The sequence below is a fragment of the Streptomyces sp. GESEQ-4 genome (assembly GCF_017948455.1).
Classification (GTDB): Bacteria; Actinomycetota; Actinomycetes; order Streptomycetales; family Streptomycetaceae; genus Streptomyces.
In genome coordinates, this window is record NZ_JAFFSU010000016.1 from 30,249 (window position 1) to 55,646 (window position 25,398).

The following is a 25,398-nucleotide window of genomic DNA, read 5'->3' on the forward strand; positions in this document are numbered from 1 at the left end:
TGTCCCGAAACGCGTTTGTTCTGTAACACTGCGCCCCCCGATGCCGTGCGGCCCCTGTGCCTGCGCCAGGATGTCGGGAACACATAAGCATCTGGAGGGGAACCCAGAAATGAGCTACAACCAGCCGGGCCCGTACGGCGGGCAGCCCCAGCAGCCCGGACCGTACGGCCAGCCGGGTCCGTACGGCCAGCAGCCGCAGGCCCCCCAGCCCGGCTATGGCTACCCCCAGCAGGCTCCGCCCGCCCAGCCCGGTTACGGCTACCCCCAGCAGCCCCCGCAGGGCGTCCCGCCCCAGACCCCTCCCTACGGTCAGCAGCAGCCCTACGGCCAGCAGCAGCCGTACGGACAGGCCCCGTACGGCGCCCCGCAGCCGCCGGCTCCGGGTGGCGGCAAGAAGAAGGCGGGCCTCATCATCGGCGCGGTGGCCGTCGTGGCGGCGATCGGCGTGGGCGCGTTCTTCGCCGTCGGCGGGGGCAGGGGCGGCGGCGGGGGCGGCATCGAGGACGACGGCGCGCACAAGCTGACGACGCCGGAGACGGTGCTCAGCGAGTACAAGCTGTTCACCAAGGACTCCGAGGGCTCCGGCACGGACACGGCCGAGGACCTGGCGAAGAGCGGCGTCAAGAACGGCACCGCGGTCTCCGGCATCTACTCGACGGCCGACCTGAGCGACTTCGACCCCAAGGACCCCTCCACCGCGCCCGACCCCAGCGAGATCGCGACGGCCAAGGGCATCACCTACATCGGCGCCTACGGTGAGATCGCCGATCCCGAGAAGTCCCTGGACGAGTTCTTCGCGCTGATCAAGAAGGAGTCCCAGGACAACTCCTCGGCCTCGGGCAGCAGCACGGCCGCCCCGAAGACCGAGATGGTCGGCGAGCCCGAAGCGGTCGAGATCGACGGTGCGGTGATGAAGTGCCAGGCGGCCAAGGGCACCGACCTGGCGACGCAGAAGGCGAAGACCGACTGGTTCTGTGCCTGGGCCGACTACAGCACGATGACCATGGTCTCCCCCGGTGACGCCAGCAAGGGCATGACGAAGGACGTCGCCGCCGACCTCACCAGGAAGCTCCGCGACGAGATCCGCGTCAAGGCCTGACGGTCTCCGTCAACAGCGAAGGGGCCCCGGTCGGCTGACCGGGGCCCCTTGCCGTGTGCGTACGGCGGCTACGCCGACTTCTGCTCGCCCGAGCCCCGCCCGCGTGCGTCGCGCGGGATCAGGGTCGGGTTGACGTTCGAGTGGACGACCTCGGCGGTGATGACGACGCGGGCGACGTCCTTGCGGGACGGGATCTCGTACATCACGCCCTGGAGGACTTCCTCCATGATGGCGCGCAGGCCACGGGCGCCGGTCTGGCGGAGGATGGCCTGGTCGGCGATGGCTTCGAGGGCCTCGCGTTCGAAGTCGAGTTCCACGCCGTCGAGTTCGAAGAGGCGCTCGTACTGCTTCACGAGCGCGTTGCGCGGCTCGATCAGGATCTGGAGCAGGGCCTCGCGGTCCAGGTTGTGGACGCTCGTGATGACGGGGAGGCGGCCGATGAACTCGGGGATCATGCCGAACTTGACCAAGTCCTCCGGCATGACGTCCTCGAACTGGTCCTTGGACTGCAGCTCCCGCTTCGAGCGGATCGTCGCGCCGAAGCCGATGCCCTTCGCGCCGGCCCGGGACTCGATGATCTTCTCCAGTCCGGCGAAGGCGCCGCCCACGATGAACAGGACGTTCGTCGTGTCGATCTGGATGAACTCCTGGTGGGGGTGCTTGCGCCCGCCCTGCGGCGGTACGGAGGCCGTCGTGCCTTCGAGGATCTTCAGCAGCGCCTGCTGGACGCCCTCGCCGCTCACATCCCTGGTGATCGACGGGTTCTCGCTCTTGCGGGCCACCTTGTCGATCTCGTCGATGTAGATGATCCCGGTCTCGGCCTTCTTGACGTCGTAGTCGGCCGCCTGGATGAGCTTCAGCAGGATGTTCTCGACGTCCTCGCCGACGTACCCGGCCTCCGTCAGCGCCGTCGCGTCGGCGATGGCGAACGGGACGTTGAGCATGCGCGCGAGGGTCTGGGCCAGCAGGGTCTTGCCGGAGCCCGTGGGGCCGAGCAGCAGGATGTTGGACTTCGCCAACTCGATGGCGTCCTCGCGGCTTTGGGCGCCGCCGTTCTCACCGGCCTGGACCCGCTTGTAGTGGTTGTACACCGCGACGGAGAGCGCCTTCTTGGCGGCCTCCTGGCCGACCACATAGCCCTCGAGGAACTCGTAGATCTCGCGCGGTTTGGGGAGTTCCTCCCAGCGCACCTCGCTGGTCTCCGCGAGTTCTTCCTCGATGATCTCGTTGCAGAGATCGATGCACTCGTCGCAGATGTACACACCGGGGCCTGCGATGAGCTTCTTGACCTGCTTCTGGCTCTTGCCGCAGAACGAGCACTTGAGCAGATCGCCGCCGTCACCGATGCGTGCCACGGTGTGCTTCCCCTTCGCCTGGGAGACGCCTAGGTCCAGCGGCTCCTGGTGCTGCCTTATGTCCGACGGTACCTTGCCGGGGCCCTCGTTCGGGCCCCCCTTGGCACGGTTCACTTCCACGCGCGCTTTGTCGTGCACAGTCCCGAACCGTGCCAAGGAGCGGCAGACGATACAGCCTTCCGCGTCAGCGGACCGATTCGTTGTTAATCTTCCGGGTCGAGATGATCTGATCGATCAGGCCGTACGACAGCGCGTCCTCGGCCGTGAGGATCTTGTCGCGCTCGATGTCCTCGCGGATCTTCTCGATCGGCGTGGTGGAGTGCTTGGCCAGCATCTCCTCCAGCTGTGCACGCATCCGGAGGATCTCGTTGGCGGCGATCTCCAGGTCGGAGACCTGACCGCGGCCCGTCTCGCTGTACGGCTGGTGGATCAGGATGCGGGCGTTCGGCAGCGCCATGCGCTTGCCGGGCGAGCCGGCCGCGAGCAGGACGGCCGCGGCGGAGGCCGCCTGGCCCATGCAGACCGTCTGGATGTCCGGCTTCACGAACTGCATCGTGTCGTAGATCGCAGTCAGCGCCGTGAAGGAACCACCGGGGCTGTTGATGTAGACCGAGATGTCCCGGTCGGGGTCCATCGACTCCAGGCACAGCAGCTGCGCCATGACGTCGTTGGCGGAGGCGTCGTCGATCTGCACGCCGAGGAAGATCACCCGCTCCTCGAAGAGCTTCGCGTACGGGTCGTACTCGCGGACGCCCTGCGAGGTGCGCTCGACGAAGCGGGGGATGACGTACCGGGACTCGGCGACGGGCACCGTGCTCTCGGCGCGTGCGCGGTCGTACATGCCGCGGCCGGGGAAGTCGTTCACTGTCTGTCTCCTAGAAGGCTGAGGCGGTCGGCTGGGGGCTGCACGGGGACCTCAGGCCCCGGTGCCGCCGCCGCCCGGCAAGCTCGCGGCGTGCGTGATGACATCGTCGATCAGGCCGTACTCCTTGGCCTCGTCGGCGTCGAACCACCGGTCGCGGTCGGAGTCACGGGTGATCTGCTCGATGCTCTGGCCGGTGTGGAAGGACGTCAGCTCCGCCATCTTCTTCTTGGTGTGCAGCAGCCGCTCGGCGTGGATCTTGATGTCCGAGGCCGAACCGGCGAGGCCTGCGGAGGGCTGGTGGATCAGGATCTCGGCGTTCGGGAGCGCGAAGCGCTTGCCCGGGGTACCCGCGCTGAGGAGGAACTGGCCCATCGAGGCGGCGAGGCCCATCGCGATCGTCACCACGTCGTTCTTGATGAACTGCATGGTGTCGTAGATCGCCATACCGGCCGTGATCGAGCCGCCGGGGCTGTTGATGTAGAGGTTGATGTCCTTGTCCGGGTCAGCGGCAAGGAGCAGCAGCTGCGCGGTGATCTTGTTCGCGATGTCGTCGTCGACCGGCTGGCCGAGGAAGATGATCCGCTCGTTGAGCAGCCGGTTGTAGACCTGGTCGCCGAGGCCACCGAAGGAAGGCTCGCCGGCGGCTGTAGGCATCAGATTCGTCACGTATCCACCTGCTCGTCTAAAACGACGGCGCCGGGCCGTCTTCACGTATCCCTGCGGGGGCCTCCGGCGGTTCGGCCGAGGTTCTGGCCCCCTATTCATGGACCCTAACGCGCTGGTCCCTTCGGGGAATCCCGGAGAGGTGAGTGTTCGCCGGGGGCGTAGAGCCTGCGGCTGGCGGGGCGGTTGCTACTCGCCGTGATTGTGCGGGTACGGGGGCGGGTGCGGGTGGGGTGTGGCTGGTCGCGCAGTTCCCCGCGCCCCTGGGTGGGCTTGCTCGCCGCATGACAGAAGGGCCCCTGGGTTTCGCACCACCCAAGAGCCCTCCCGTACGACCTATCTGGCGCCGTGGGCTCAGCCCTCGGTCTTCTCCTCGGCGGGGGTTTCGGCGTCGCCGGCCTCCGCGAGTTCGACCGTCTCCGTGGCCTGCTCGACCTCGTCCTCGTCGTCGAGGTCGATGATCTCGCCGTTGGTGTCCTTGACCGTGGCCTTCTCGACGACGACGGCCAGGGCCTTGCCGCGGGCGACCTCGCCGACCAGGAGGGGGACCTGGCCGCCCTCGACGACGGCCTGGGCGAACTGGTCGGGGGACATGCCGGAGGAAGCGGCGCGGCGCATGAGGTGCTCGGTGAGCTCCTCCTGGTTGACGTTGAGCTTCTCCTGCTTGACGAGCTCGTCGAGCACGAACTGGGTCTTGATGCCCTTGACCGCGGCCTCGCGGGTCTCGGTCTCGAACTCCTCGACCGTCTTGCCCTGGATCTCCAGGTACTTCTCGAGGTCGAGGCCCATCTGACCGAGCTGGTGGTGCTCGAGGTTGTGCTTACGGGTGTTGATCTCGTCCTCGAGCAGCTTCTCGGGGACGGGCACCTCGACCAGCTCGAGCAGCTTCTCCAGGACGCGCTCCTGGGCCTGCGTGGCCTGGTCGTACTGCTTCATGTTCTCGAGGCGCTTGCGGCTGTCGGCCTTGAGCTCGTCGAGGGTGTCGAACTCGGAGGCGAGCTGCGCGAAGTCGTCGTCCAGCTCGGGGAGCTCGCGCGCGGCGACCTGGGAGACCTTGACGGTGACCTCGGCCTCCTTGCCGGCCGCGGAGCCGCCCTTGAGCTCGGAGGTGAAGGTGGCCTCGCCACCGGCCTCCAGGCCCTTCACGGCGTCGTCGATGCCGTCGAGGAGCTCGCCGGAGCCGATGGTGTAGGAGACACCGCTCGCCACGCCGTCCTCGAGGATCTCGCCCTCGACCTTGGCCTCCAGGTCGAGGGTGACGACGTCGCCGTCCTCGGCGGCACGCTCGACCGGGGAGGTGGAGGCGAAGCGCTCGCGGAGCTGCTCGACGGACTCCGCGATGTCGTCCTCCGTCACCTCGACGGCGTCGACCTCGACCTCGATGCCGGAGAAGTCCGGGATCTCCAGGGTCGGGCGGATGTCGACCTCGGCGGTGAAGTTCAGCGTCTCGCCGTCCTTCAGCTCGGTGATGTCGACCTCGGGCTGGCCCAGGACGTCGATCTCGGCCTCGTTGACCGCCTCGGTGTAGAACTTGGGCAGCGCGTCGTTGACGGCCTCCTCCAGAACCGCACCGCGGCCGAACCGCTGGTCGATGATGCGGGCGGGGATCTTGCCCTTGCGGAAGCCCTTCACCGTGACCTGCTGGTTGATCTTCTTGTACGCCGCGTCGAGGCTGTCCTTGAGCTCCTCGAAGGGCACCTCGACAGTGAGCCGAACCCGGGTCGGGTTCAGGGTCTCCACGGCGCTCTTCACGGTTCGGTCTCCTTGTGGCTGACTTCTTGGTTTCTGCCGGAGCCAGACTGGCCCGGCGGATTTCGCCGCCCGGAGGACTTCAGTGATCTTCACTGCCGAGACACACGGACGCGCAGCTTGCATAGTAGCCGTAGCCGCCGGACGCCCCCAAAGGCGATCATGCGAGGTGATCCGTACGTGGTCGGGGTGGCGGGATTTGAACCCACGGCCTTCCGCTCCCAAAGCGGACGCGCTACCAAGCTGCGCCACACCCCGTGCTGGTGCGACACGTAGGGTACATGCCCGCAGGCTGTGCGGCTGCCGCAATTATGGGGTGTGCGATGAGGGGGCACGACCCGCTACGATGCCTGCAGTGCCGCGGTCGGCTGACCTGCGGCGCGTGCTGTGCGGGCGTAGCTCAATGGTAGAGCCCTAGTCTTCCAAACTAGCTACGCGGGTTCGATTCCCGTCGCCCGCTCCATGAGGGCCCGGTTCTTCGGAACCGGGCCCTTCTGCATGTCACGAGGCCGGCCGGTCAGAACTGGATCTCGTTGATCGTCTGGGCTATCGAGTCGAGGAAGCGCTGGATGTCGTCGGCCATACCCGTCGAGGCGAGGAAGAAGCCGAAGAGGACCGCGACGACCGCGGGGCCGGCCTTGATGTTCCCTGCCCGGATCATCACCACCAGGATGATCGCCAATAGCAGCACCACTGACAGTGAAATGGCCACAACTGATCACACCCTCGGTCGGATCCGCTCTCCCGGCCCGGGATGCCGCCCCGCGCACCCCCGCCAGAACCATCGTGCCACCAACGGGGCCTCGGTATGCGGCCCGTGACGTATCGTCTGCCACGCCTGCATCCGACAAATCAGGATCTGTCCGTACGAACTCATATCTCTGTCACAGCTTGCGACACAATTCGCCGGTCAACTCCGCAAGGAATTCGGCCGGTTCGTTTCGGTGTCCACACAACGCGTTCGCAGGTAATTCGATTTGTTGCGCACAAAGACAACGGAAGCGGACATTCCGTCGCTCTGCGCGAGTGACCCACTGTGTTCACCGTCACGTCATCCGCGATGCCAACTTCCGGCAAACACAGGTGGTCGGACCGGAAAAGCAGGAATGACGTCGGGGTTTTACGAGAGCCCACAGGCAACGCTAGGGTGCCTCAGATGTTCCACGCCGCCACGCCCTCCACCAGCGGTCACACCCGAACGCCGCTCCCCCCGGCTCAGTCGCCGACAGCGGGAGCGCCGAGTACGGGAGCACCGCAGAGCCAGCAGAAACAGCAGCGCGACGCTTTCTTCGACAACGCCAAGTATCTGGCGATCGTGCTGGTGGCGATCGGCCACTCCTGGGAACCGCTCAAGGCCGACAGCCGGATCTTGGAGGCCGTGTACTCGGTCGTGTACTCGTTCCACATGCCGGCCTTCATCGTCATCTCCGGCTTTTTCTCGCGCAGTTTCGACATGCGCCCGGACCGGCTGAAGCGATTGATCACCGGTGTGGCGGTGCCGTACATCCTCTTCGAGACGGCCTACCCGCTCTTCAAGCGTGTCGTCGCCGACGATCCCGGTCAGGAGGTCAGTCTTCTCGACCCCTGGTACCTCACCTGGTTCCTGTGCGCGCTGTTCATCTGGCGGATGACGACGCCGATCTGGAAGCTTGTGCGGTGGCCGCTGCCGCTCGCGCTCGGTATCGCCATGCTGGCGTCGGTGACCCCGGAGATCGGCAACGACCTCGATCTGCAGCGGGTGTTGCAGTTCCTGCCGTACTTCGTGCTGGGGCTGTGCATGAAGCCCGAGCACTTCCAGCTGGTGCGCCGGCGTTCGGTGCGGATCGCGTCCGTGCCGGTGTTCGCGGCGGCGCTGGCGGTCGGCTGGTGGGCCGTGCCGCGGATGAACACCGCGTGGTTCTACCACCGTGACGCCGCGCAGAACCTGGGCGCGCCCTGGTGGGCCGGGCCGGTGATGGTGCTCGCGACGTTCGGCTGCTCGACACTGCTGACCGCCTGCTTCTTCGCCTGGGTGCCGCGCCGCCACATGTGGTTCACGGCGCTCGGCGCGGGCACGCTGTACGGCTATCTGCTGCACGGATTCCTGGTCAAGGCCGGTGACTACCAGGGCTGGTTCGACCACACCTGGCTGCACCGGCCGCTCGGCGAGATCATCGTGACCGTCCTCGCGGCGGCCGTCGTGACCCTGCTCTGCACGGCGCCGGTGCGGCGGGTGTTCCGGTTCGCGATGGAGCCGAAGATGGAGTGGGCGTTCAAACGGGACGCGGCCGAGCTGGCCCGGGAGCGTGAGAAGGCCAGGGAACCCGAGAAGGCACGCGCCTAGCTGGGCCTAGGCGCTATTCACCGCTCGATTCACCCTTCAGACCGAGAAGTGCGCGCATGCGTGCGTACTTCTCGGTCAGTCGTGTGCGGGTGGGCGCGTCGAGTACGGCGAGCCGTGCCGGGTCCGCGTTGTGGGCCAGGTCGGCCTCCTTGACCAGCAGGGCGCCCGGTGTGGCGAGGATGCGCGCGGCGTACGCCTCGGGGGATTCCCCGGCCCGCTTGGTGACCGCGCGCACGACGTCCTTCGTACGAGGGCTCAGCGCGGCCTCGTCCAGCCACTGCTCGGAGAGCTTGTCGTCCTCGACGGCGTCGTGCAGCCAGGCCGCCGCGATCTGCTCGTCGTCCCCGCCGCGTGCGCGTACGCCCTCGGCGACGGCCCTCAGGTGTTCGGCGTAGGGCTGCCCGGCCTTGTCGGTCTGCCCCTCATGGGCGGCGCGGGCGAGGGCTTCTACTTCGGGGAGGGTCAGGGGCGTTGGAGTCACCCCTCCAGTGTGAGTCACCGCTCAGCGGGCCGCGGCCTGTGCCGTCGGACCCTCGCGGCAGATCAGCAGCAGCGCCCGGTCGTCGTTGACGTCCTTCGCCACCGCCTCGATGAGATGCCAGGCCGCGCCGTGGAATCCGCCGGCGACATAGCGGTCGGCCTCGCCGGTGAGGCGGTCGATGCCCTCGACGATGTCACGGTCGGACGTTTCCACCAGACCGTCGGTGAACAGCATCAACACGTCACCGGGGCGCAAAGACCCCTTGACCGGGTCGAACTGAGCACCGTCGTACACGCCCAGCAACGGCCCCTCGGCCGCCTTCTCCTCCCAGCGTCCGCTGCCCGCGCTGAGCTGGAGCCCCGGTGGATGCCCGGCGGAGTACAGCTCGTAGTCGCCGGAGTCGAGGTCGAGGACGAGGTGGATGGAGGTGGCGAAGCCCTCGTCCCAGTCCTGGCGCAGGAGATAGCCGTTGGCGGCGGGGAGGAAGGCGTGCGGCGGCAGGCTGCCGAGCAGGCCGCCGAACGCGCCCGACAGCAGCAGCGCCCGTGATGCCGCGTCCATGCCCTTGCCGGAGACGTCGGTGAGGACGACTTCGAGCGTGCGCCCGCCGTTCGTGCGGGCGGCCACCACGAAGTCGCCCGAGAAGGACTGCCCGCCGGCCGGCCGCAGCGCCATCTCGCGGTGCCACGTCACCGGCAGCTTCGGCAACTTGCTCTGCACCCGGATACGTTCCCGCAGGTCGAACAGCATCGTGCCGCCGCGCCGCCAGGGCACGCCGACCCGGCTGCGGAACTGTGCGATCAGCAGCCCGAAGAACCCGCAGGCGGCGACCACCAGCACCACACCCGGCGTGACCCGGGACGGCCCTTCCGTGTACGGCCCGAGCTGCACCGACTCCACGATCAGCGCGGTCGCCGCCGCCGCGTAGAGGCCGAGCAGGCTGGCGGGGCGCAGCAGCAGCCCGCCCGCGACGATGGGCAGGACCAGCGCGGCCGGTGAGCACCACACCGAGTTGGCGAGCGTGGTGATCGCGATCAACGGGATGGTGAGCAGCAGTCCGACCAGCGCGATCCAGTCCGAGCCGTCGCCGCGGAAGTAGTCGACGGCACTTCTGCGCAGGCCTGTGCGGACCCGGTGCACGTGCATCTTCCACCGGGCCGTGAACGTCTCGGCGGCCGTGCGCCGCTCTCGTCCTGCTGCCATTAGTTCGGGACCCTATCCATCCGACCAGCCGCTTGGCACGGGAGGTCCCACTTGTCCCCCGTCCGAGGCTGGACTTCACAGTGAACTTCACAGAAACCCGTCGCGCCCCCGCCCCGGCAAAATTCCCTCGCCCGTCCCGCAACACCCTGATAGGCATGGGCCATGGGCACAGACAGCGCGACGGGCGCCATGACCGACCTGCGGGTGCTGCGGCAGGACGAGTGGAACACCTTCTACGACTCCCTGATCCGCGCCTTCGGCGGGGTCCCGGAGTCGGCCGAGGAGCGGGAGCTGTGGAACTCGCTCACGGAACTGGAACGTTCGATCGCCGCCTGGGACGGTGACCAGTGCGTCGGCACGGCCGGAGCCTTCACCTTCCGGCTGACCGTGCCCGGCGGCGCCTCGGTGCCCGCGGCGGGCGTCACCATGGTCAGCGTGGCCGCCACCCACCGGCGGCGCGGGCTGCTGACGTCGATGATGCGGCGGCAGCTGGACGACGTCCGCTCCTGGGGCGAGCCGCTCGCCGTGCTGACCGCCTCCGAGCCGGAGATCTACGGGCGGTTCGGGTACGGCGTCGCGACTTTTCACGCCAATGTCGAGATCGACACGGATCGTGTACGGCTGTCCGTGCCACCCGGCACCGATGACGTACGGCTGCGGTACGCGGCGCCGGCCGACGTGCTCGACGTGTGCGAGGCGGTGTACGCGCGGGAGGTGTCGCTGCGGCCGGGCATACTGGCCAGGCGGCCGGGCTGGGAGCGGCTCGGGCTGCTCGACCCGGAGAGCGAGCGGGAGGGTGCGTCACCGCTGCAGTGCGTGGTGGCGGAGCGGGACGGCGAGGTCGTCGGGTATGCGCGCTTCCATGTGAAGCCCGGGTGGCACATCACCGGACCCAAGGGCACGGTGCAGCTGCAGGACGCCTTCGGGGTGGACCCGGCGGCGCACGCGGCGCTGTGGCGTTTCCTGTGCGACATCGACCTCACCTCGACGCTGAGTGCGCGCGGGCGGCCGCTGGACGAGGCGTGGCAGTACATGGTGTCCGACATCCGGCGGTGTTCGCTGCAGGTGCGGGACTCGCTGCATGTGCGGCTGGTGGATGTGGGGGCGGCGCTCGAGGCGCGGACCTATCAGGCCCCGGTGGACGTGGTGTTCGAGGTCGAGGACGCGTTCTGCCCCTGGAACGCGGGGCGTTGGCGGCTCACCGGAGACGCGAAGGGGGCGTCCTGCGCGCGTACGGAGGACGCGGCCGATCTCGCCCTGTCCGTACGGGAGTTGGGGGCGGCGTATCTCGGCGGCGTGACCCTGGGCGCGCTGGGGGCGGCCGGGCGGGTGCGGGAGCTGCGGGACGGGGCGCTGACGGAGGCGTCGGTGGCGTTCGCGTCGACCGTGGCGCCCTGGCTGCCGCACGGCTTCTGACGCCTGATCAGCTCCCCTGACATTTCTGGCAGTCGGGGCACCAGAAGAGGTTGCGGGCGGCGAGATCGGCGGTGCGGATCTCGCCGCCACAGATGTGGCAGGGCAGGGTGGCCCTGCGGTACACGTAGACCTCGCCGCCGTGGTCGTCGACGCGGGGCGGGCGGCCCATCGCCTCCGGGGTGTGCTCCGGGCGGACGGTGTCGATGCGGTTGTTGCGGACGCCCTCACGCATCAGCTCGACGAGGTCGGTCCAGATCGCGTCCCACTCGGCCGGGGTGATGTCCCTGCCTTCGCGGTACGGGTCGATGCCCTGCCGGAAGAGGACCTCGGCGCGGTAGACGTTGCCGACGCCGGCTATGACCTTCTGGTCCATGAGGAGCGCGGCGATGGTGGTGCGGCTGCGGGAGATGCGCAGGTAGGCCGCGCCCCGGTCGGCGTCCGTGCGCAGGGGGTCCGGGCCGAGGCGGGCGTGTATCGCGTCCTTCTCGGCGTCCGTGATCAGGGCGCAGGTCGTGGGGCCGCGGAGATCGACGTACGACGTGCTGTTCGCGAGGCGCAGGCGGACCGTGTCCGTCGGCGGGGGTGCGGGGGCGCCTCCGAAGTTCACCTTGCCGAAGAGGCCGAGGTGGATGTGGATCCAGTCGGCGTCCCGGAAGCCGAGGAAGAGGTGCTTGCCGTGAGCGTCGGCACGGCGGAGGGCTCCGCCGGTGAGGAGGGCGGCGGCGTCTGAGAACTTGCCCTGAGGGCTGGTGACGTTTGCCGGTCGGCCGGAGAAGCGGTCCGCGTAGTCCAACGCCAGCCGGTGAATTGTGTGACCCTCGGGCAAGTCCCGCGATCCTTTCCCACCCACCCGCCTGTCTCGGTCTCCTGACAGGCGGGCCTCGAAAAAACCTCTACTGCTGCGGGTGGTGCGCCGGGATCGGCGGCAGGTCGCCCGTCGTCTCGTACCCCGCCAGCATCTCGATGCGCCGCGCATGGCGCTCGTCGCCCGAGAACGGTGTGCCCAGGAAGGTCTCGACGAACTTCGTCGCCTCGTCCTGCGTGTGCATGCGCGCGCCCACCGCGACGACGTTGGCGTTGTTGTGCTGCCGGCCGAGCGACGCCGTCTCCTCGCTCCAGGCGAGGGCCGCACGGACGCCCTTGACCTTGTTCGCGGCGATCTGCTCGCCGTTGCCGGAGCCGCCGATCACGATGCCGAGGGCGTCGGGGTCGGCCGCGGTGCGCTCGGCGGCGCGGAGGCAGAAGGGCGGGTAGTCGTCCTGGGCGTCGTAGATGTGGGGGCCGCAGTCCACGGGGTCGTGGCCGGCCGCCTTGAGCCAGTCGACGAGGTGGTTCTTGAGTTCGAAGCCCGCATGGTCGGAGCCGAGATACACGCGCATGGGGAGAGTGTGACACGGCTGTTTCCGGGCGGCAGCCTCGGGGCCCGCCCAGGAAAAGTGTGAGCAACACTACAGAACCTCAGGAAAACCTCAAGTAACGATCCGGAATCAAAGGTTCATTAATCCATTCACCTCCGATTCACTGGACCGATTCGTACGCCCCCGTGCACCGCTCGCACGGGAATCTGCTCGTCCGGCGCAAAGGAAATCCCCTCCATGACCTCGCAGCCGACCCTTTCCAAGGCCAGCACGGAACCTGGGGCCACCGGCGATCCCGGTAACGGCCTCCAGGCAGGTCTCAAGAACCGTCACCTCTCGATGATCGCCATCGGCGGTGTCATCGGAGCCGGACTCTTCGTCGGCTCCAGCTCCGGTATCGCCACCGCCGGCCCCGGCATCCTCCTGTCGTACGCCCTCGTCGGCACGCTCGTGGTGCTGGTGATGCGGATGCTCGGTGAGATGTCCGCCGCCAACCCGACGTCCGGCTCGTTCTCGGCGCACGCCGACCGGGCGCTCGGGCGCTGGGCCGGGTTCTCCATCGGCTGGCTGTACTGGTTCTTCTGGGTCGTCGTGCTGGCCGTCGAGGCGACCGCCGGTGCGGTGATCCTGGAGGGCTGGATGCCCGCCGTCCCGCAGTGGGCCTGGGCCCTGATCGTGATGGTGGTGCTGACCGCCACCAACCTCGTCTCCGTCGGGTCGTACGGCGAGTTCGAGTTCTGGTTCGCCGGGATCAAGGTCGTGGCGATCGCCGCGTTCATCGTCATCGGCGGGCTGGCCGTCTTCGGACTGCTGCCGGGCGTCGACAGCGAGCAGGCCGGGCTGAGCAACCTCACCGACCACGGCGGATTCCTGCCGAACGGGCCGGGTGCGATCCTCACCGGTGTGCTGCTCGTCGTCTTCTCCTTCATGGGAAGCGAGATCGCCACGCTCGCCGCCGGTGAGTCCGAGAACCCGCAGCAGGCCGTCACCAAGGCCACCAACAGCATCATCTGGCGGGTCGCCGTCTTCTACCTCGGCTCGATCTTCGTCGTGGTCTCCCTGCTCCCGTGGGACAGCAAGTCGATCGCCGACGACGGCTCCTACGTCGCCGCCCTGGACTCCCTCGGCATCGCGCACGCCGGTCAGATCATGAACTTCATCGTGCTGACCTCGGTGCTGTCCTGCCTCAACTCCGGCCTCTACACGGCCTCCCGCATGGCCTTCTCGCTCGGTCAGCGCGGTGACGCGCCCAAGGCCTTCGCGAAGACCACCAGCCGTGGTGTGCCGCTCGTTGCGATCATCGCGTCCGTCGTCTTCGGCTTCGTCGCGGTCTTCTTCAACTACAAGTTCCCGGACTCCGTCTTCCTCTTCCTGGTCAACTCGTCCGGTGCCGTGGCGCTGTTCGTCTGGCTCGTCATCTGCTTCTCGCAGCTGCGCATGCGGAAGATCATCCAGGCCGAGGCGCCGGAGAAGCTGGTCGTCCGGATGTGGCTGTACCCGTATCTGACCTGGGCCACGGCCGCGCTGATCGTGTTCGTCCTCGGCTACATGCTCACCGACACCGAGCACGACGGACGCAAGACGGTGCTGCTGTCGCTGCTGGTCGCCGCGGTCGTCCTGGCCATCGCCTTCGCGAAGGAGAAGGTGGCCCGCAGGACGAAGGCGCCTACAGCACGGTGAAGGTGTCCTTGACCTTCTTGTACGTCTCCAGCGCCTGCGCCTCGATGTCCGGCTGATACCACGTGTTGACCTGGTACGACGTTCCCTCCACGGTGAAACCCAGGAGCTCGGCGTGCCAGGCGACGCCCTTGATGGTGAAGGCGTACTCCCAGACGACCGCCGGGTAGCCGCGGAAGGTCGTCTCCTCCAGGCGGATCGTGTCGTACTGCCCCTCTTGGGCGTTCTGCTCGGAGCGCCGCCAGGTCTCCAGCAGGTCACCGCGGGCCACCGCGGACTTCGTGGCGAGTTCCTGCTTGGCGTCCGGGGAGGTGTAGTGCACCTCGGAGCCCGTCTTCACATCGCGCCGCCAGCCCTCGGGCGGCACCCAGGCGTATCCGCCCGCCTCTTTCCGGGCGCCCGGCGGCAGGGCCTGCGGCCTGGAGGTTCCCTCTACGGTGGCCGAGGGGGTATCGCTCGAGGGCGTGAATCCTCCCGCCTTCTTGTCGTCCGGCGCCCCGGAGTTCAGCATCAGGACGACCGCGATCACGGCACCGACGGTGACCGCTGCCACGGCCGCCAGCAGGCCCGTACGACGGTGTCGGCGTCCGGGCACGGCGGGGCCCGGGAGTTCGCCGGGCGGCATCGCGACCGGCTGGGCGGCGTACGGCGGACTGTGCGCCTGCGTCGCCGCCTCGGTGCGTACGAAGGAGACACCGGTGCTGCCACGTGCCGCCGAGTTGGCGGACGGCGTCTCGGAGCGCGTCTCCGAGACCAACTCGGAGGCGGCTTCGGTGGAGGCGGATGCGGGAGTAGGGGCGGGGATGCGGTGGGGCTCGATGAGGGCCGGAGTGGGTGACTCCGGCGGCGGGGCGTCCTGTGGCTCCGGTTCCGCGCGCGTGGGCGCCGCGTCCTCCTGCTCTTCCCCTTCTACTTCTACGGCTTCCGCGGCGACGGAACGCAGCGTGGACTCCAGGTCGTCCAGGCCCGGCCGGACCGACGGCTCCTTGTTCAGGAGGGAAGCCAGGATCGTGGCCAACGTGCCTGCGGAGGAGGGGATTTCGGGCTCCTCGTACAACACCGCGTGCAGTGTGGCCAGGGTGGTGTCGCGGGAGAAGGGGGAGCGGCCGCCCATCGCTGCGCAGAGTGTCGCGCCGAGGGACCAGATGTCGGAGGGCGGGCCCTGGGGGCGGCTGGAGACACGCTCGGGGGCCATGTAGTCAGGGGAACCGACCAGCATGCCGACCATGGTGAGCGCCTTGGCGTCCTGGATGGCGGCGATACCGAAGTCGGTGAGGACGACGCGCTGTCCGCCGCTCTCGACCAGGACGTTCCCGGGTTTGATGTCGCGGTGCAGTACGCCGCGTGCGTGCACTTGGCGCAGCGCCTCGACCAGGCCGAGTCCGATCCGTGCCGCCTCGCGCTGTCCGAGCGGCCCGTCCTCGGCCATGATCCGTTCCAGGGAGCGGCCGGCGATCAACTCCATGACGATCCACAGGCGTTCGCCCTCGTCGACCACGTCGTACACCCGCACGACGTTGGGGTGGTCGATCCGGGCGGTGGCCCTGGCCTCGCGCAGGGTGCGTTCCCGGCGGGTGCGCGCGTCCTCGGCGTCGAGGCCGTCGATGCGCATTTCCTTCACGGCGACCTGACGATCGAGTATTTCATCGGCGGCTCGCCACACCCGCCCCATACCCCCCTGGCCAATACTTTCGACCAATCGGTAGCGCCCCGTCACCAGTAACCCAGGAACCCCGCCGCTCCTCGTGTTTTCCGTATTCCCCGGCAATCCGCTGCACCCCCTCAACTACTCGTCGTCTGAAACACAATGGTCACACTTCAGGCTGCACCAGCATAGTGCGGAGAAATCTTGTGGTAGCTCTTCAAGTACTGCGAATTCAGGCGCAGCCAAGGGGGACGAACATGATTTCTCGTCGTATGACGACCATCGCGGGATCGCTGGTTGCGGCATCCCTCTCGACGGTGATGATCCTTTCCGTCACCGCCACCGCGGATGACCAGGGGCCCGGAAGCAGCAAGGGGGGCAAGGCCGTTGACGAGGCGCCGGCGGATGTCGAGCTGACCACACTGCTGCCCGAGGAGATCTCGGTCGACAACAGTTCACAGGAAACGGCGATGACCGCCACGGTGAAGAACGAGGGGACCAAGGACAGCGGCAAAATCAGGCTCTGGGTCGTGGGCTTCGACGGCATGACCGTAAAGAACGTCCAGGGGTGTTCGCCGATCGCGGAAGGCGATCTTCCCGAGGGCTCGAACAGCGGTTACACGTGCCCGATCGACAATCTCGCGGCCGGTGATTCCAAGTCGTACGACGTCGATGCGACGTACGACGTGAGCCGGACCGGAGAGAAAACCGGAAAGATCTGTCTGCCCGTGCAGAACAGTGACGGAAGCAAGACTTTCTGGCAACAGGGCCCGGTGCCGTTCGGCACGACGAACCCGTCACCGGACGCCCCGGCCACCCCGCTGCTGCTCGGCGCCGACAACACGCCGGTGGCGCCGGGGAGCGACGAGCTGCCGAAGACCGGTCCCGGACGTGACGTCCTGCCGCTCGGCGCGGCGGGCGCGGCGCTGATCACGGCCGGCGCGGCCGGGCTGTGGTGGTCGCAGCGGAGGCGCGAGACCTGAGCCGACAGCGCACACAGGACCGGGGTGCGGCTCACTGCCACACCCCGGTTTCATGCTGTCGGCTCACAACAGCCAGTAGCTCAGCGCTTGTTGACGAACTTCCAGGCCGTCGGCAGCAGCCCCATCGCCAGAGCCGCCTTGAGCGCGTCGCCGATCAGGAACGGCGTCAGGCCGGCCGCGATCGCCGCGGACGCGGACATGTCGGCGGCGAAGGCGAGATACGGCACGCCGATCGCGTAGATGATCGCCTCGCCGAGCAGCATCGCGCCCGCCATGCGCAGGACGGAGCGGTCGGCGCCGCGGCGGGCCAGGGCGCCGACGACGGTGGCCGCCAGCATCATCCCGATGATGTAGCCGAAGGAGACGATGACCCCGGACTCCCCGTTCGCGAACCACGGCACACCGGCAAGGCCGGCCAGCGCGTACACGACGAGCGCGAGCAGGCCGCGCCCGGCGCCGAGGCTCGTGCCGACCAGCAGCGCGGCGAAGGTCTGTCCGGTCACCGGCACCGGGGAACCGGGCACCGGCACGGCGAGCTGGGCGGCGAGGCCGGTGAGCGCGGCGCCGCCGAGCACGAGCGCGGCGTCCCGGACGCGGGAGGCGGGGAGGAGGTCGGCGAGGACCTGCCCGGTGCGGGCGGGGGCGGCGACGGCAGCGGTGCTCATGGGGACTCCGAGTCAGGGCGGTTCGGGACACCGTGACGCTAACCCAGGGCACCTGAGCGCAGCACCGTCACCGCTCGACAAAGGCCGGAGCGCGGCTGTGGTGGGCTCCTGACAAAGAGTGCCGGTTACACGTGACCGGGCGTGATACGGGTCACTGAGGTAGGGCCGCGTAGGTCACCGAGGCGGGCGGAGCCTGGCACTGTAGGGTCCCGCCAATCCGGGACCCGCCGCTCCCCCTGGTGATCCACCCGGGGCTTTTTGCTGTTAGCTTGTTGTTGCAAGCTACTTGCAACAAGCCCGAGGAGGGGACCCTTCATGCCCGTCTACACACTCCCGGAACTGCCGTACGACTACTCCGCGCTCGCCCCCGTGATCAGCCCCGAGATCATCGAGCTGCACCACGACAAGCACCACGCGGCCTATGTGAAGGGCGCCAACGACACGCTGGAGCAGCTGGCGGAGGCGCGGGACAAAGAGTCGTGGGGCTCGGTCAACGGGCTGGAGAAGAACCTGGCCTTTCATCTCTCCGGGCACATCCTGCACAGCATCTACTGGCAGAACATGACCGGCGACGGAGGTGGCGAGCCGCTTGCCGCCGACGGTGTGGGAGCGCTCGCGGACGCGATCGCCGAGTCCTTCGGATCCTTCGCCGGCTTCAAGGCGCAGCTGTCCAAGGCCGCCGCGACGACGCAGGGTTCGGGCTGGGGTGTGCTGGCGTACGAGCCGCTGGGCGGGCGGCTGATCGTGGAGCAGGTCTACGACCACCAGGGCAACGTCGGGCAGGGCGCCACGCCGATCCTGGTCTTCGACGCCTGGGAGCACGCCTTCTATCTGCAGTACCGGAACCAGAAGGTCGACTTCATCGAGGCGATGTGGCAGGTCGTCAACTGGCAGGACGTGGCCCGGCGTTACGAGGCCGCGAAGTCCCGAACGGATGTGCTGCTGCTTGCGCCCTGAGGCCCCCGAGCGCCCTGCCTCGTGATCGTCTTCTCACCTTCACGAACGGCAGGCGGAAAGAAGGAAGCCCCCGCGAGGACGTGACTCGCGGGGGCTTCCCATGGGAGGGAGGGCGTCAGGGCTTGCGGCCCACACCGCCGTGCTGACCGATCGGCGTCGGGTTCTCGGTCTCCGGGCGCCAGAGAGGCACCGAGACGACTCCCGGCTCCACCACTTCCAGGCCCTCGAAGAACGCCTCGATCTTGTCGACCGGGCGCAGGAAGTACGGGACGGCGCCGGTCTCGTTGTAGGCGTCCTGCGCGTTCTCGTAGTCCGGGTCGGTGCCCCGGGAGCCCTCGTTGAGGCAGAGGTAGCTGCCGGAGGGCAGGCCGGCCAGCAAGCGGCGGACCAGCTCGCGGGCCTGGTCGTAGTCGGCGACGTGACCGAGGATGCCGCTGAGGATCAGGACCGTGGGACGGGAGAGGTCGAGGGTGCGCGAGGCCGCATCGAGGATCTTCTCCGGCTCGTACAGGCTCATGTCCTCATACGCCGTCACGCCCTCGGGGGTGGAGGTGAGCAGGGCCCGGGCGTGGGCCAGGACCAGCGGGTCGTTGTCGACGTAGACGATCTTCGACTCCGGTGCGAGGCGCTGGGCGACCTCATGGGTGTTTTCGACGGTGGGCAAGCCGGTGCCGACGTCGAGGAACTGGCGTACGCCCGCCTCCGTCACCAGATACCGGATGCTGCGGCCCAGGAAGGCGCGGCTGCTGCGCGCGATCGTGACGATGCCGGGGAAGACGGCGGTGTACGCGTCGCCCGCCGCCTCGTCCACGGGGTAGTTGTCCTTGCCGCCCAGCCAGTAGTTCCAGATCCTGGCCGAGTGCGGTACCGAGGTGTCGATCTCCATCATGTGGCCATAGTGCTACGCCAGTTCGGGCTCGCACGGCACATTGAGGGAGAGAAGTGCGGCGGATCCGTCGGCTTTTACCAGGAGTTCGCTGATCGCCGCGTTGCGCAACCGGGGGAACACTCTGCGGTACTCCCCGGCCGGGATCGACAGCAGCGTGCACAGCACCAGACGCAGGAGCGTGTTGTGCGCAACCACGAGGACGCGCTCGCCCGGGTGGGCGGCGACGATCCGGCGCAGGGCCGCGGCACCGCGCTCGGCCGCGGCCGACGGGTCCTCCGCGCGGGGGAACGGGTTCGCCACCGGGTCGGTGCGGAACGCCTCCGCCGCGGCCCGGTCCTCGGCCGCGAACTCCGCGAGCGTACGGCCCTCCAGCACGCCGAAGTCGCATTCGCGCAGGCCGGGTTCGCGGTGCGGGGTGAGGCCGAGGGCCCGGCAGGCCGGGTCGGCGGTGGCGACGGCACGGGAGAGGGGCGAGGTCCAGATCGCGTCGACCGGATGGACCGCCGCCCAGCGGCCCAGCGCCTCGGCCTGCGCGCGGCCCGTGTCGGTCAGGGCGATGTCGCTGACTCCGGCGTAACGGTTCTCGGCGTGCCAGACGGTCTGGCCGTGGCGGACCAGGAGGAGGGTAGTGGCGGTGCTCATGGTCCGGCAGTATCCATGGTGAGCGTCATGGTTCGGCCGTATCCATGGTGAGGCGGGCGCGAGCGTGGGCCGCGACCTGTGTCGGCAGCCAGCCGCGCGCCTCCAACTCGTCGATGAGGCGGGCGTACGGCTCGGCGAAGAGGACCGTGCGGTCGGGGCGGGGGTCGACGACGGTGCGGATGTGGACCATGCGTTCGGCTGTGTCGGCGAGCGAGGGGCCGCCTCCGGTGCCGTATGCCGCCAACGCGGCCATGCCCAGGGCCGGTTCCGTCTGTTCCGGTACGCGGGCCGTGCGGCCCAGGACGTCGGCGCGGAGCTGGTTCCAGTACGGACTGCGGGCGGCGCCCCCGGTGAAGGTGAGCGTGCCGTCGAGCGGGGCGCCCAGGTGGTGCAGGTAGTCCAGGCAGAGGCGCTCGGTGAAGGCGACGCCCTGGAGGAGCGCGGCCCACAGGTCGGCGTCGCAGCTGGGTTCGCCGAGGAGGACGGCGGTGGCGTTCGGCGCCAGGAACGGGAAGCGTTCGCCGGGCGACGCCAGCGGGTAGGTCACCGCACCGGACGGTTCGAAGGCCGCCGCCTGTGCGTCCATGGCGGCCGGGTCGGCACCCGAGAACGCGGCGGTGAGCACGCCCGCGCCGACGCTGGACGCCCCGCCGGGCAGCCAGCCCCCGTCCGGCGCACGGTGGTTGTAGACGATGCCGGCCGGGTCCCGCACGGGGTGCGAGGTGGCGCCCTTCAGGACCAGCGTCGTGCCGAGCACCGAGTTCCAGGAGCCCTCGCGCAGCGCGCCGGAGGCGATCTGGGCCGCGCAGCCGTCGGTCATCCCGGCGATCACCGGGGTGCCGGCGGGGATGCCGGTGGCCTCGGCGGCGGCCACGCAGACCTCGCCGAGCCGGGTGCCGGGCGGTACGACGTCCGGCAGCGCCCCGTCCGGCAGGCCGAGGATGTCCGGCCACGCGTCGCGCTCCACGTCGTACGCCGTCTTCAGCGCATGACTGGAGTCGGCCGGCACCCGCCGGCCCACGAGCCGTGCGGTGATCACATCGGGCTGGTGGGTGAGCCGTCCGGGCCCGTACGTCTCCGCCAGCCACCGCGCCTTCGGCAGTGCCCAGGTGTCCTGCACCGACAGCCCCGCCGCCCTGGCCTCGGCGCCCTGCTCCCCCGCCCGCCCGTCGTCGTACATCAGGGCCGGGCTGATCGGCTCCCCCGAGATGTCGGTCAGCAGTACCGTCCCGGACGTCCCGCACACCGCGACCCCGCGCACCGCCGCGTGCCGGGGCAGCGCGGCCTGGGACGCCGCGCACACCGCGTCCCACCACTCCCCCGGATCCTGCTCGTGCCGTGCGCCGTCACGCCGACCGGTCAGCGGGGCCGTACCCCTGCCCAGGACCGTGCCGTCCGCGGCGACCAGCAGCGCCCGGACGCCCTGCGTCCCCAGGTCGATCCCGAGCCATGACTCCATCGGACCTCCCATACCTGGCCGTGAACTTCTCACTCTGCACCGAGGTTTCCACCTGCGCGAGGGATTGACGCCCCCCTTTCGCCGTTCCACCCTCTGTTAACGAGTCGACTCGACCCGTTGGCCCAGCACCCGGCCGGAGCGTCCAGGACGAAGGATCGGGCGATGAGCAACACACAGCAGGGACCCGCGGCCCGCCAGGCCGCCATGGCCGAGCAGGTCCTGGCCGACGGCTCGGCGACCGCCGCCGAGCTGGCCGAGCGCTTCGGGGTCAGCCTGATGACCATCCACCGGGACCTCGACGAACTCGAACGGCAGGGGATCGTACGGAAGTTCAGAGGTGGCGTGACCGCGCAGCCCTCCGGGGTGTTCGAGTCGAACGTGCAGTACCGGCTGAAGACCATGCGGGCGGAGAAGGCCGCGATCGCCGCGCATGCGATGAAGTCGATAGAGCCCGGCATGGCGATCATGCTCGACGACTCCACCTCCGCCCTGGAGATAGCCCGCAGACTCCGCCTCGGCGAGGTCACTCCCCTCACGGTCGTCACCAACTTCCTGGAGGCGATCAACCTCCTCTCCGACCAGCGCGGCATCCACCTGATGGCCCTCGGCGGCGACTACGATCCGCTGCACTCCTCCTTCCTCGGCGTGTCCTGCGTGGAGGCGGTGCAGTCGCTCCGCGTCGACGTCTGCTTCGCGTCCACGTCGGCCGTGCACGGGGGTTACGCCTACCACCAGGAGCAGCACATCGTGTCCGTGAAGCGGGCCATGCTCGACTCGGCCGCACGGAACGTCCTGCTGATCGACCACACCAAGCTCGCCCGGGTCGCCCTGCACCGGGTCGCCCCGCTCTCCCGCTTCGATCTGCTCCTCGTCGACGACGGGGCGTCGGCCGAGGCGCTGCGGGACCTGGACGAGCACAAGGTCCGTTACGAGGTCTGCGCGACGTCGACGTCATGACGCCGAGACGGGAGACGCACTGCGATGAACGGAACGCTACGAGTCCTCGCCGCCGGGGATCACTTCGTACTGCCGTCGCTGATCACGTCGGCGGTGGGCCAGGAACTACGCGACCACCAGTGCGACGTGGACGTAAGGGAGTTGACCCTCGGCTGGCCCCTGGAACCCTTCGGCCCGGTAGCCGAGGTGACGGAGGCGAGCGACGCGGAAGACGAACTGATCGAGGCCCTGTCGGACGACCGCGAGGTACTGGTGACACAGATGGCCCCGGTCACCGAACGCGTCCTCGACGCCTCCCCCTCCCTCCGCCTGGTCGTCGTCTGCCGCGGCGGCCCGGTCAACGTCAACCTGGAAGCGGCCAAGTCCCGTGACGTACGGGTGTGTTTCTCCCCCGGCCGCAACGCCGCCGCCACCGCCGAGTTCACCGTCGCCCTGATGCTGGCGGCCCTGCGCCGCATCCCGCAAGCCCATGATCTCCTTGCCCGGCAAGGCAGTTGGCAGGGGGCGACCTACTACACGTACGAACACAGCGGCCTGGAACTGGAGGACCTGCCCGTCGGGCTCGTCGGCTACGGGGCGGTCGGCAGCCGGGTGGCCCGCGTCCTGTGCGCCTTCGGCGCCAGGGTCATGGTCTACGACCCCTACGTCCACGGCGAGATCCACGGACTGCGGCTGTCGTCCCTGGACGAGCTGCTCACCCGCTCCCAGGTGATCACCCTCCACGCCCGCCTCACCCCCGAGACCCGCGGCCTCATCGGCGCCCGCGAACTGGCGCTCCTCCCGCCCGGCGCGGTCGTAGTGAACGCGGCCCGCGGCCCCCTCCTGAACGAGGACGCCCTCTGCGATGCGCTGGAGAGCGGACGCCTGTCGGCGGCAGCACTGGACACGTACGAGCGTGAGCCACTCCCCGCCGACGCTCGACTCCTCAGTACCGGCCTCACCGAACGCGTCGTACTGACCCCGCACTTGGGCGGAGCGAGCCGGGCGACAGCAGAGAAAGCGGCGTCCATCGCAGCCGCCGAGGTAGCACGCTGGGCACGCGGAGAACCCCTGGCCCACAGCTTGCGGTAAGGGCCCACCAACGCGCACCGTCCCCACGCGCCGGCCGGGAGGGAGCCGCAGGGGGCGCGCCGGTGTCGAGACGGCGAACGCGCGGAGGCGCGAAGCGTCGAGCACGATCGCCGTCTCGACACCGGCAGTGAGCGCCCCCGAAGGCCACCGAGCAATTCAGCACAGCGGCGCGAAGCGTCGAGCACGATCGCCGTCTCGACACCGGCAGTGAGCGCCCCCGGAGGCGACCGACCCAGACATTCAGCACAGCAGAGAAAATGGAGGATGGTGACGCCGTGTACATCGGGATGGATGTAGGCACGTCCATGGTGAAGGCCGCAGCTTTCGACTCCACCGGCCGTCAACTCGCCGTAGAAGCACGCCCCGTACGCCTCTCCCTGCACAGCGGTCACGTCGAGCAGGACATGGACGAGGTATACACAGCGGTGATCACTGTCCTGAACGCACTGACCACCCGCTTGCCGCACGAACCCATCGAACTGGCCGGCCTCACCGGCCAGGGCGACGGAGTATGGCTCATCGACGACTCAGGACGCCCCATCCGCCCCGCCGTCTCCTGGATGGACGGCCGCGCGCACGAACTGCTCGACCGGTGGCAGGCGGACGGCACCTTCGAGACGGTGTTCCGGCGCACCGGCAACGCGATGTTCCCGGGTTGTCCGGGCCCGCTGCTCGCCTGGCTGGACGCGCATGAGCCGAAGTCGCTCGACGCCGCGAAGGCGGCCGTGTACTGCAAGGACATGGTGTTCCAGCGGCTGACGGGAGCAGCACGCGCCACGACAGACGTGTCGGACGCGTCGATGCCGTTCCTGGACCCGAGGTCGCGGTCGTACGACAACCGGGTCGTGGAACTGCTCGGTCTCACCCACCGCCGGGGCCTGCTCGCCCCCATCAGCGACCCCGTGGCCACGGCCGAGGCACGCGGCGAGGGGCTGCCGGCCGGGACTCCGCTCGCGAACGGCCCGTACGACCTGCCCGCCAGCGCGCTCGGCGCCGGCGTCACCTCCCCGGGCGACGGTCTGCTGATCGTGGGCACATGCCTTGCCGCTCTCGTCGCGACGACCGACCTGGATCTGACCGGTGATCCGGCCGGGCTGTACATCTCCACCGACCGGCCCGGCCACTGGCTGCGTGCGATGCCGGCGATGGTCGGGACGGCGGCGCTGGACTGGGTGCTGTCGACGACGGGGGTCACCCATGAGGAGGTGGACGCCCTGCTGACCGACACGCCGCCCGGTGCGCACGGTGTCCGCGTCCTGCCGTACTTCGCTCCCTCGGGCGAGCGCGCGCCCTTCGTCGAGCCCGGGCTGCGCGCCGAACTCACGGGCGTCAGCCTGGAGTCGACCCGTGGCGACCTGGTCCGGGCGACCTGTGAGGGCATCGGTTATGCCGCCCGGCACTGTCTGGAGGCGGCGGGCCTGACGGGGTCGCTCGCGGTGTGCGGGGGCGGGACCCGCAGCCATGCCTGGATGCGGCTGCTCGCCGATGTGCTGGGCCGGCCGCTGCGGGTGGTCGAGGGTGAGGTGGGGGCGCGGGGAGCGGTGCTGGCGGCGGCCGAGCGGTACGGGGTCACGCTGGACGAGGGCGTGTGGACGGAGCCGACGGAGGTCGTCGAGCCGGACGCGGGGCGGGCCGCGTACTACGCGCGGGGGTATCGGGACCACCTGGTCCGGCTGGCACAGGCGCGGGCCGCGGCCGGCACCGCGGGGCGGACCGCCTGATGTTCAAACGGTGCCCGAACTGCGGCGGCAGCAGGCTCCAGGAGTTCCGCGAGCTCAATAGTGACGCGGAGAAGGAGTTCGTCCGCCGGCAGAAGAAGGAGTTTCCGCCGGAGGCCTACATCCGGTGCGCCCGCGACGGCTGCAGACGCTTCCAGCGGAAACTCAGGTGGGACGACGGGGGGAACTTCCCGGAGTGACCCCTAACCCCTACCGCCAACCC

24 protein-coding genes and 2 tRNA genes are annotated in these 25,398 nt (G+C 69.1%); 11 read left to right on the forward strand and 15 right to left on the reverse strand.

The annotated features are described in order from the left end of the window. Nucleotides 1-109 precede the first annotated feature (109 nt). The gene (locus tag KCH48_RS27525; protein WP_210577585.1) at nucleotides 110-1,099 is read left to right on the forward strand and encodes a hypothetical protein; all 990 of its coding nucleotides are present in this window, start codon (nucleotides 110-112) and stop codon (nucleotides 1,097-1,099) included. Nucleotides 1,100-1,167: 68 nt separating this feature from the next. On the opposite strand, the gene clpX is transcribed toward KCH48_RS27525, so the two are convergent. The 5 genes from clpX to KCH48_RS27550 all read right to left on the reverse strand — a co-directional run bounded on the left by clpX (nucleotide 1,168) and on the right by KCH48_RS27550 (nucleotide 5,989). Next, on the reverse strand, nucleotides 1,168-2,454 hold the full coding sequence (gene clpX / locus KCH48_RS27530; protein ID WP_210577586.1) for an ATP-dependent Clp protease ATP-binding subunit ClpX: 1,287 nt from the start codon (nucleotides 2,452-2,454) through the stop codon (nucleotides 1,168-1,170). Nucleotides 2,455-2,638: 184 nt separating this feature from the next. Further along, nucleotides 2,639-3,319 (reverse strand): ATP-dependent Clp protease proteolytic subunit, encoded by a 681-nt coding sequence (locus tag KCH48_RS27535; protein WP_307840962.1) that lies wholly within the window; start codon nucleotides 3,317-3,319, stop codon nucleotides 2,639-2,641. 51 nt (nucleotides 3,320-3,370) lie between these two features. Continuing rightward, nucleotides 3,371-3,985 (reverse strand): ATP-dependent Clp protease proteolytic subunit, encoded by a 615-nt coding sequence (locus tag KCH48_RS27540; protein WP_307840963.1) that lies wholly within the window; start codon nucleotides 3,983-3,985, stop codon nucleotides 3,371-3,373. A 351-nt stretch (nucleotides 3,986-4,336) separates the two neighbouring features. Continuing rightward, nucleotides 4,337-5,734 carry a trigger factor gene (gene tig, locus KCH48_RS27545; RefSeq protein ID WP_210577587.1) on the reverse strand — a complete coding sequence of 466 codons (1,398 nt, stop codon included), beginning with the start codon at nucleotides 5,732-5,734 and terminating at the stop codon, nucleotides 4,337-4,339. A gap of 178 nt (nucleotides 5,735-5,912) precedes the next feature. Next, nucleotides 5,913-5,989, reverse strand: a tRNA-Pro gene (locus KCH48_RS27550). Between the two features lie 131 nt (nucleotides 5,990-6,120). On the opposite strand from KCH48_RS27550, the gene KCH48_RS27555 reads away from it, so the two are divergent. After that, a tRNA-Gly gene (locus tag KCH48_RS27555) sits at nucleotides 6,121-6,194 on the forward strand. Nucleotides 6,195-6,248: 54 nt separating this feature from the next. On the opposite strand, the gene KCH48_RS27560 is transcribed toward KCH48_RS27555, so the two are convergent. Next, nucleotides 6,249-6,443 carry a hypothetical protein gene (locus KCH48_RS27560; protein ID WP_210577588.1) on the reverse strand — a complete coding sequence of 65 codons (195 nt, stop codon included), beginning with the start codon at nucleotides 6,441-6,443 and terminating at the stop codon, nucleotides 6,249-6,251. Between the two features lie 444 nt (nucleotides 6,444-6,887). On the opposite strand from KCH48_RS27560, the gene KCH48_RS27565 reads away from it, so the two are divergent. After that, complete coding sequence (locus KCH48_RS27565; RefSeq protein ID WP_210577589.1) at nucleotides 6,888-8,054, forward strand: acyltransferase family protein; 1,167 nt, start codon at nucleotides 6,888-6,890, stop codon at nucleotides 8,052-8,054. Between the two features lie 13 nt (nucleotides 8,055-8,067). Here KCH48_RS27565 and KCH48_RS27570 read toward each other — a convergent pair whose 3' ends face one another. Further along, nucleotides 8,068-8,535 (reverse strand): HD domain-containing protein, encoded by a 468-nt coding sequence (locus tag KCH48_RS27570; RefSeq protein ID WP_210577590.1) that lies wholly within the window; start codon nucleotides 8,533-8,535, stop codon nucleotides 8,068-8,070. 21 nt (nucleotides 8,536-8,556) lie between these two features. Then, the gene (locus KCH48_RS27575; RefSeq protein WP_210577591.1) at nucleotides 8,557-9,738 is read right to left on the reverse strand and encodes a PP2C family protein-serine/threonine phosphatase; all 1,182 of its coding nucleotides are present in this window, start codon (nucleotides 9,736-9,738) and stop codon (nucleotides 8,557-8,559) included. Nucleotides 9,739-9,900: 162 nt separating this feature from the next. Here KCH48_RS27575 and KCH48_RS27580 point away from each other — a divergent pair, with 162 nt between their 5' ends. Then, nucleotides 9,901-11,154, forward strand: a complete 1,254-nt coding sequence (locus tag KCH48_RS27580) for a GNAT family N-acetyltransferase (RefSeq protein WP_210577592.1) — start codon at nucleotides 9,901-9,903, stop codon at nucleotides 11,152-11,154. A gap of 7 nt (nucleotides 11,155-11,161) precedes the next feature. Here KCH48_RS27580 and KCH48_RS27585 read toward each other — a convergent pair whose 3' ends face one another. Together KCH48_RS27585 and KCH48_RS27590 are read right to left on the reverse strand one after the other, a co-directional pair. Next, nucleotides 11,162-11,980, reverse strand: coding sequence for an Fpg/Nei family DNA glycosylase (locus tag KCH48_RS27585; protein ID WP_210577593.1), 819 nt, complete (start codon nucleotides 11,978-11,980; stop codon nucleotides 11,162-11,164). Nucleotides 11,981-12,047: 67 nt separating this feature from the next. Further along, nucleotides 12,048-12,533 carry a ribose-5-phosphate isomerase gene (locus tag KCH48_RS27590; protein WP_210577594.1) on the reverse strand — a complete coding sequence of 162 codons (486 nt, stop codon included), beginning with the start codon at nucleotides 12,531-12,533 and terminating at the stop codon, nucleotides 12,048-12,050. Nucleotides 12,534-12,749: 216 nt separating this feature from the next. Here KCH48_RS27590 and KCH48_RS27595 point away from each other — a divergent pair, with 216 nt between their 5' ends. Beyond that, entirely contained in the window at nucleotides 12,750-14,192 is a 1,443-nt protein-coding gene (locus tag KCH48_RS27595) for an amino acid permease (protein WP_210577595.1), read from the forward strand. Here KCH48_RS27595 and KCH48_RS27600 read toward each other — a convergent pair. After that, nucleotides 14,179-15,861 (reverse strand): protein kinase, encoded by a 1,683-nt coding sequence (locus KCH48_RS27600; RefSeq protein ID WP_246885971.1) that lies wholly within the window; start codon nucleotides 15,859-15,861, stop codon nucleotides 14,179-14,181. The two genes, KCH48_RS27595 and KCH48_RS27600, sit on opposite strands and share 14 nt — an antisense overlap. 245 nt (nucleotides 15,862-16,106) lie before the next feature. Between KCH48_RS27600 and KCH48_RS27605 the strand changes: the two genes are divergently transcribed. Beyond that, entirely contained in the window at nucleotides 16,107-16,817 is a 711-nt protein-coding gene (locus KCH48_RS27605) for an LPXTG cell wall anchor domain-containing protein (protein WP_246885972.1), read from the forward strand. An 80-nt stretch (nucleotides 16,818-16,897) separates the two neighbouring features. Here KCH48_RS27605 and KCH48_RS27610 read toward each other — a convergent pair whose 3' ends face one another. Beyond that, nucleotides 16,898-17,482: a biotin transporter BioY gene (locus KCH48_RS27610; protein ID WP_210577598.1), complete on the reverse strand. Its 585-nt coding sequence runs from the start codon at nucleotides 17,480-17,482 to the stop codon at nucleotides 16,898-16,900. Between the two features lie 315 nt (nucleotides 17,483-17,797). Here KCH48_RS27610 and KCH48_RS27615 point away from each other — a divergent pair, with 315 nt between their 5' ends. After that, a complete protein-coding gene (locus tag KCH48_RS27615) occupies nucleotides 17,798-18,439 on the forward strand; it encodes a superoxide dismutase (protein WP_210577599.1) in 642 nt (213 codons plus the stop codon). 115 nt (nucleotides 18,440-18,554) lie between these two features. On the opposite strand, the gene KCH48_RS27620 is transcribed toward KCH48_RS27615, so the two are convergent. The 3 genes from KCH48_RS27620 to KCH48_RS27630 are packed head-to-tail and all read right to left on the reverse strand — an operon-like array spanning nucleotide 18,555 to nucleotide 21,429. Next, nucleotides 18,555-19,328, reverse strand: a complete 774-nt coding sequence (locus KCH48_RS27620; protein ID WP_210577600.1) for an SAM-dependent methyltransferase — start codon at nucleotides 19,326-19,328, stop codon at nucleotides 18,555-18,557. Nucleotides 19,329-19,340: 12 nt separating this feature from the next. After that, a complete protein-coding gene (locus KCH48_RS27625) occupies nucleotides 19,341-19,970 on the reverse strand; it encodes a histidine phosphatase family protein (RefSeq protein ID WP_210577601.1) in 630 nt (209 codons plus the stop codon). Between the two features lie 25 nt (nucleotides 19,971-19,995). Then, entirely contained in the window at nucleotides 19,996-21,429 is a 1,434-nt protein-coding gene (locus tag KCH48_RS27630) for an FGGY-family carbohydrate kinase (protein WP_246885973.1), read from the reverse strand. Between the two features lie 162 nt (nucleotides 21,430-21,591). Here KCH48_RS27630 and KCH48_RS27635 point away from each other — a divergent pair, with 162 nt between their 5' ends. From KCH48_RS27635 to KCH48_RS27650, 4 genes are all read left to right on the forward strand, one after another. Beyond that, nucleotides 21,592-22,386 carry a DeoR/GlpR family DNA-binding transcription regulator gene (locus tag KCH48_RS27635; protein ID WP_210577603.1) on the forward strand — a complete coding sequence of 265 codons (795 nt, stop codon included), beginning with the start codon at nucleotides 21,592-21,594 and terminating at the stop codon, nucleotides 22,384-22,386. A 24-nt stretch (nucleotides 22,387-22,410) separates the two neighbouring features. Then, a complete protein-coding gene (locus KCH48_RS27640; RefSeq protein WP_210577604.1) occupies nucleotides 22,411-23,457 on the forward strand; it encodes a 2-hydroxyacid dehydrogenase in 1,047 nt (348 codons plus the stop codon). 275 nt (nucleotides 23,458-23,732) lie between these two features. Beyond that, nucleotides 23,733-25,178 carry an FGGY-family carbohydrate kinase gene (locus KCH48_RS27645; protein ID WP_210577713.1) on the forward strand — a complete coding sequence of 482 codons (1,446 nt, stop codon included), beginning with the start codon at nucleotides 23,733-23,735 and terminating at the stop codon, nucleotides 25,176-25,178. Further along, a complete protein-coding gene (locus KCH48_RS27650) occupies nucleotides 25,178-25,375 on the forward strand; it encodes a hypothetical protein (protein WP_210577605.1) in 198 nt (65 codons plus the stop codon). Before KCH48_RS27645 ends, KCH48_RS27650 begins: the two co-directional genes overlap by 1 nt. Nucleotides 25,376-25,398: the final 23 nt, after the last annotated feature.

Excerpts from the sequence above, each read along its gene's own strand:
- KCH48_RS27525 (WP_210577585.1), top strand. The coding sequence starts at position 110 with ATGAGCTACAACCAGCCGGGCCCGTACGGCGGGCAGCCCCAGCAGCCC.
- KCH48_RS27565 (WP_210577589.1), top strand. The coding sequence starts at position 6,888 with ATGTTCCACGCCGCCACGCCCTCCACCAGCGGTCACACCCGAACGCCG.
- KCH48_RS27575 (WP_210577591.1), bottom strand. The coding sequence starts at position 9,738 with ATGGCAGCAGGACGAGAGCGGCGCACGGCCGCCGAGACGTTCACGGCC.
- KCH48_RS27580 (WP_210577592.1), top strand. The coding sequence starts at position 9,901 with ATGGGCACAGACAGCGCGACGGGCGCCATGACCGACCTGCGGGTGCTG.
- KCH48_RS27590 (WP_210577594.1), bottom strand. The coding sequence starts at position 12,533 with ATGCGCGTGTATCTCGGCTCCGACCATGCGGGCTTCGAACTCAAGAAC.
- KCH48_RS27595 (WP_210577595.1), top strand. The coding sequence starts at position 12,750 with ATGACCTCGCAGCCGACCCTTTCCAAGGCCAGCACGGAACCTGGGGCC.
- KCH48_RS27600 (WP_246885971.1), bottom strand. The coding sequence starts at position 15,861 with ATGGGGCGGGTGTGGCGAGCCGCCGATGAAATACTCGATCGTCAGGTC.
- KCH48_RS27605 (WP_246885972.1), top strand. The coding sequence starts at position 16,107 with ATGACGACCATCGCGGGATCGCTGGTTGCGGCATCCCTCTCGACGGTG.
- KCH48_RS27610 (WP_210577598.1), bottom strand. The coding sequence starts at position 17,482 with ATGAGCACCGCTGCCGTCGCCGCCCCCGCCCGCACCGGGCAGGTCCTC.
- KCH48_RS27615 (WP_210577599.1), top strand. The coding sequence starts at position 17,798 with ATGCCCGTCTACACACTCCCGGAACTGCCGTACGACTACTCCGCGCTC.
- KCH48_RS27620 (WP_210577600.1), bottom strand. The coding sequence starts at position 19,328 with ATGATGGAGATCGACACCTCGGTACCGCACTCGGCCAGGATCTGGAAC.
- KCH48_RS27625 (WP_210577601.1), bottom strand. The coding sequence starts at position 19,970 with ATGAGCACCGCCACTACCCTCCTCCTGGTCCGCCACGGCCAGACCGTC.
- KCH48_RS27630 (WP_246885973.1), bottom strand. The coding sequence starts at position 21,429 with ATGGAGTCATGGCTCGGGATCGACCTGGGGACGCAGGGCGTCCGGGCG.
- KCH48_RS27635 (WP_210577603.1), top strand. The coding sequence starts at position 21,592 with ATGAGCAACACACAGCAGGGACCCGCGGCCCGCCAGGCCGCCATGGCC.
- KCH48_RS27640 (WP_210577604.1), top strand. The coding sequence starts at position 22,411 with ATGAACGGAACGCTACGAGTCCTCGCCGCCGGGGATCACTTCGTACTG.
- KCH48_RS27650 (WP_210577605.1), top strand. The coding sequence starts at position 25,178 with ATGTTCAAACGGTGCCCGAACTGCGGCGGCAGCAGGCTCCAGGAGTTC.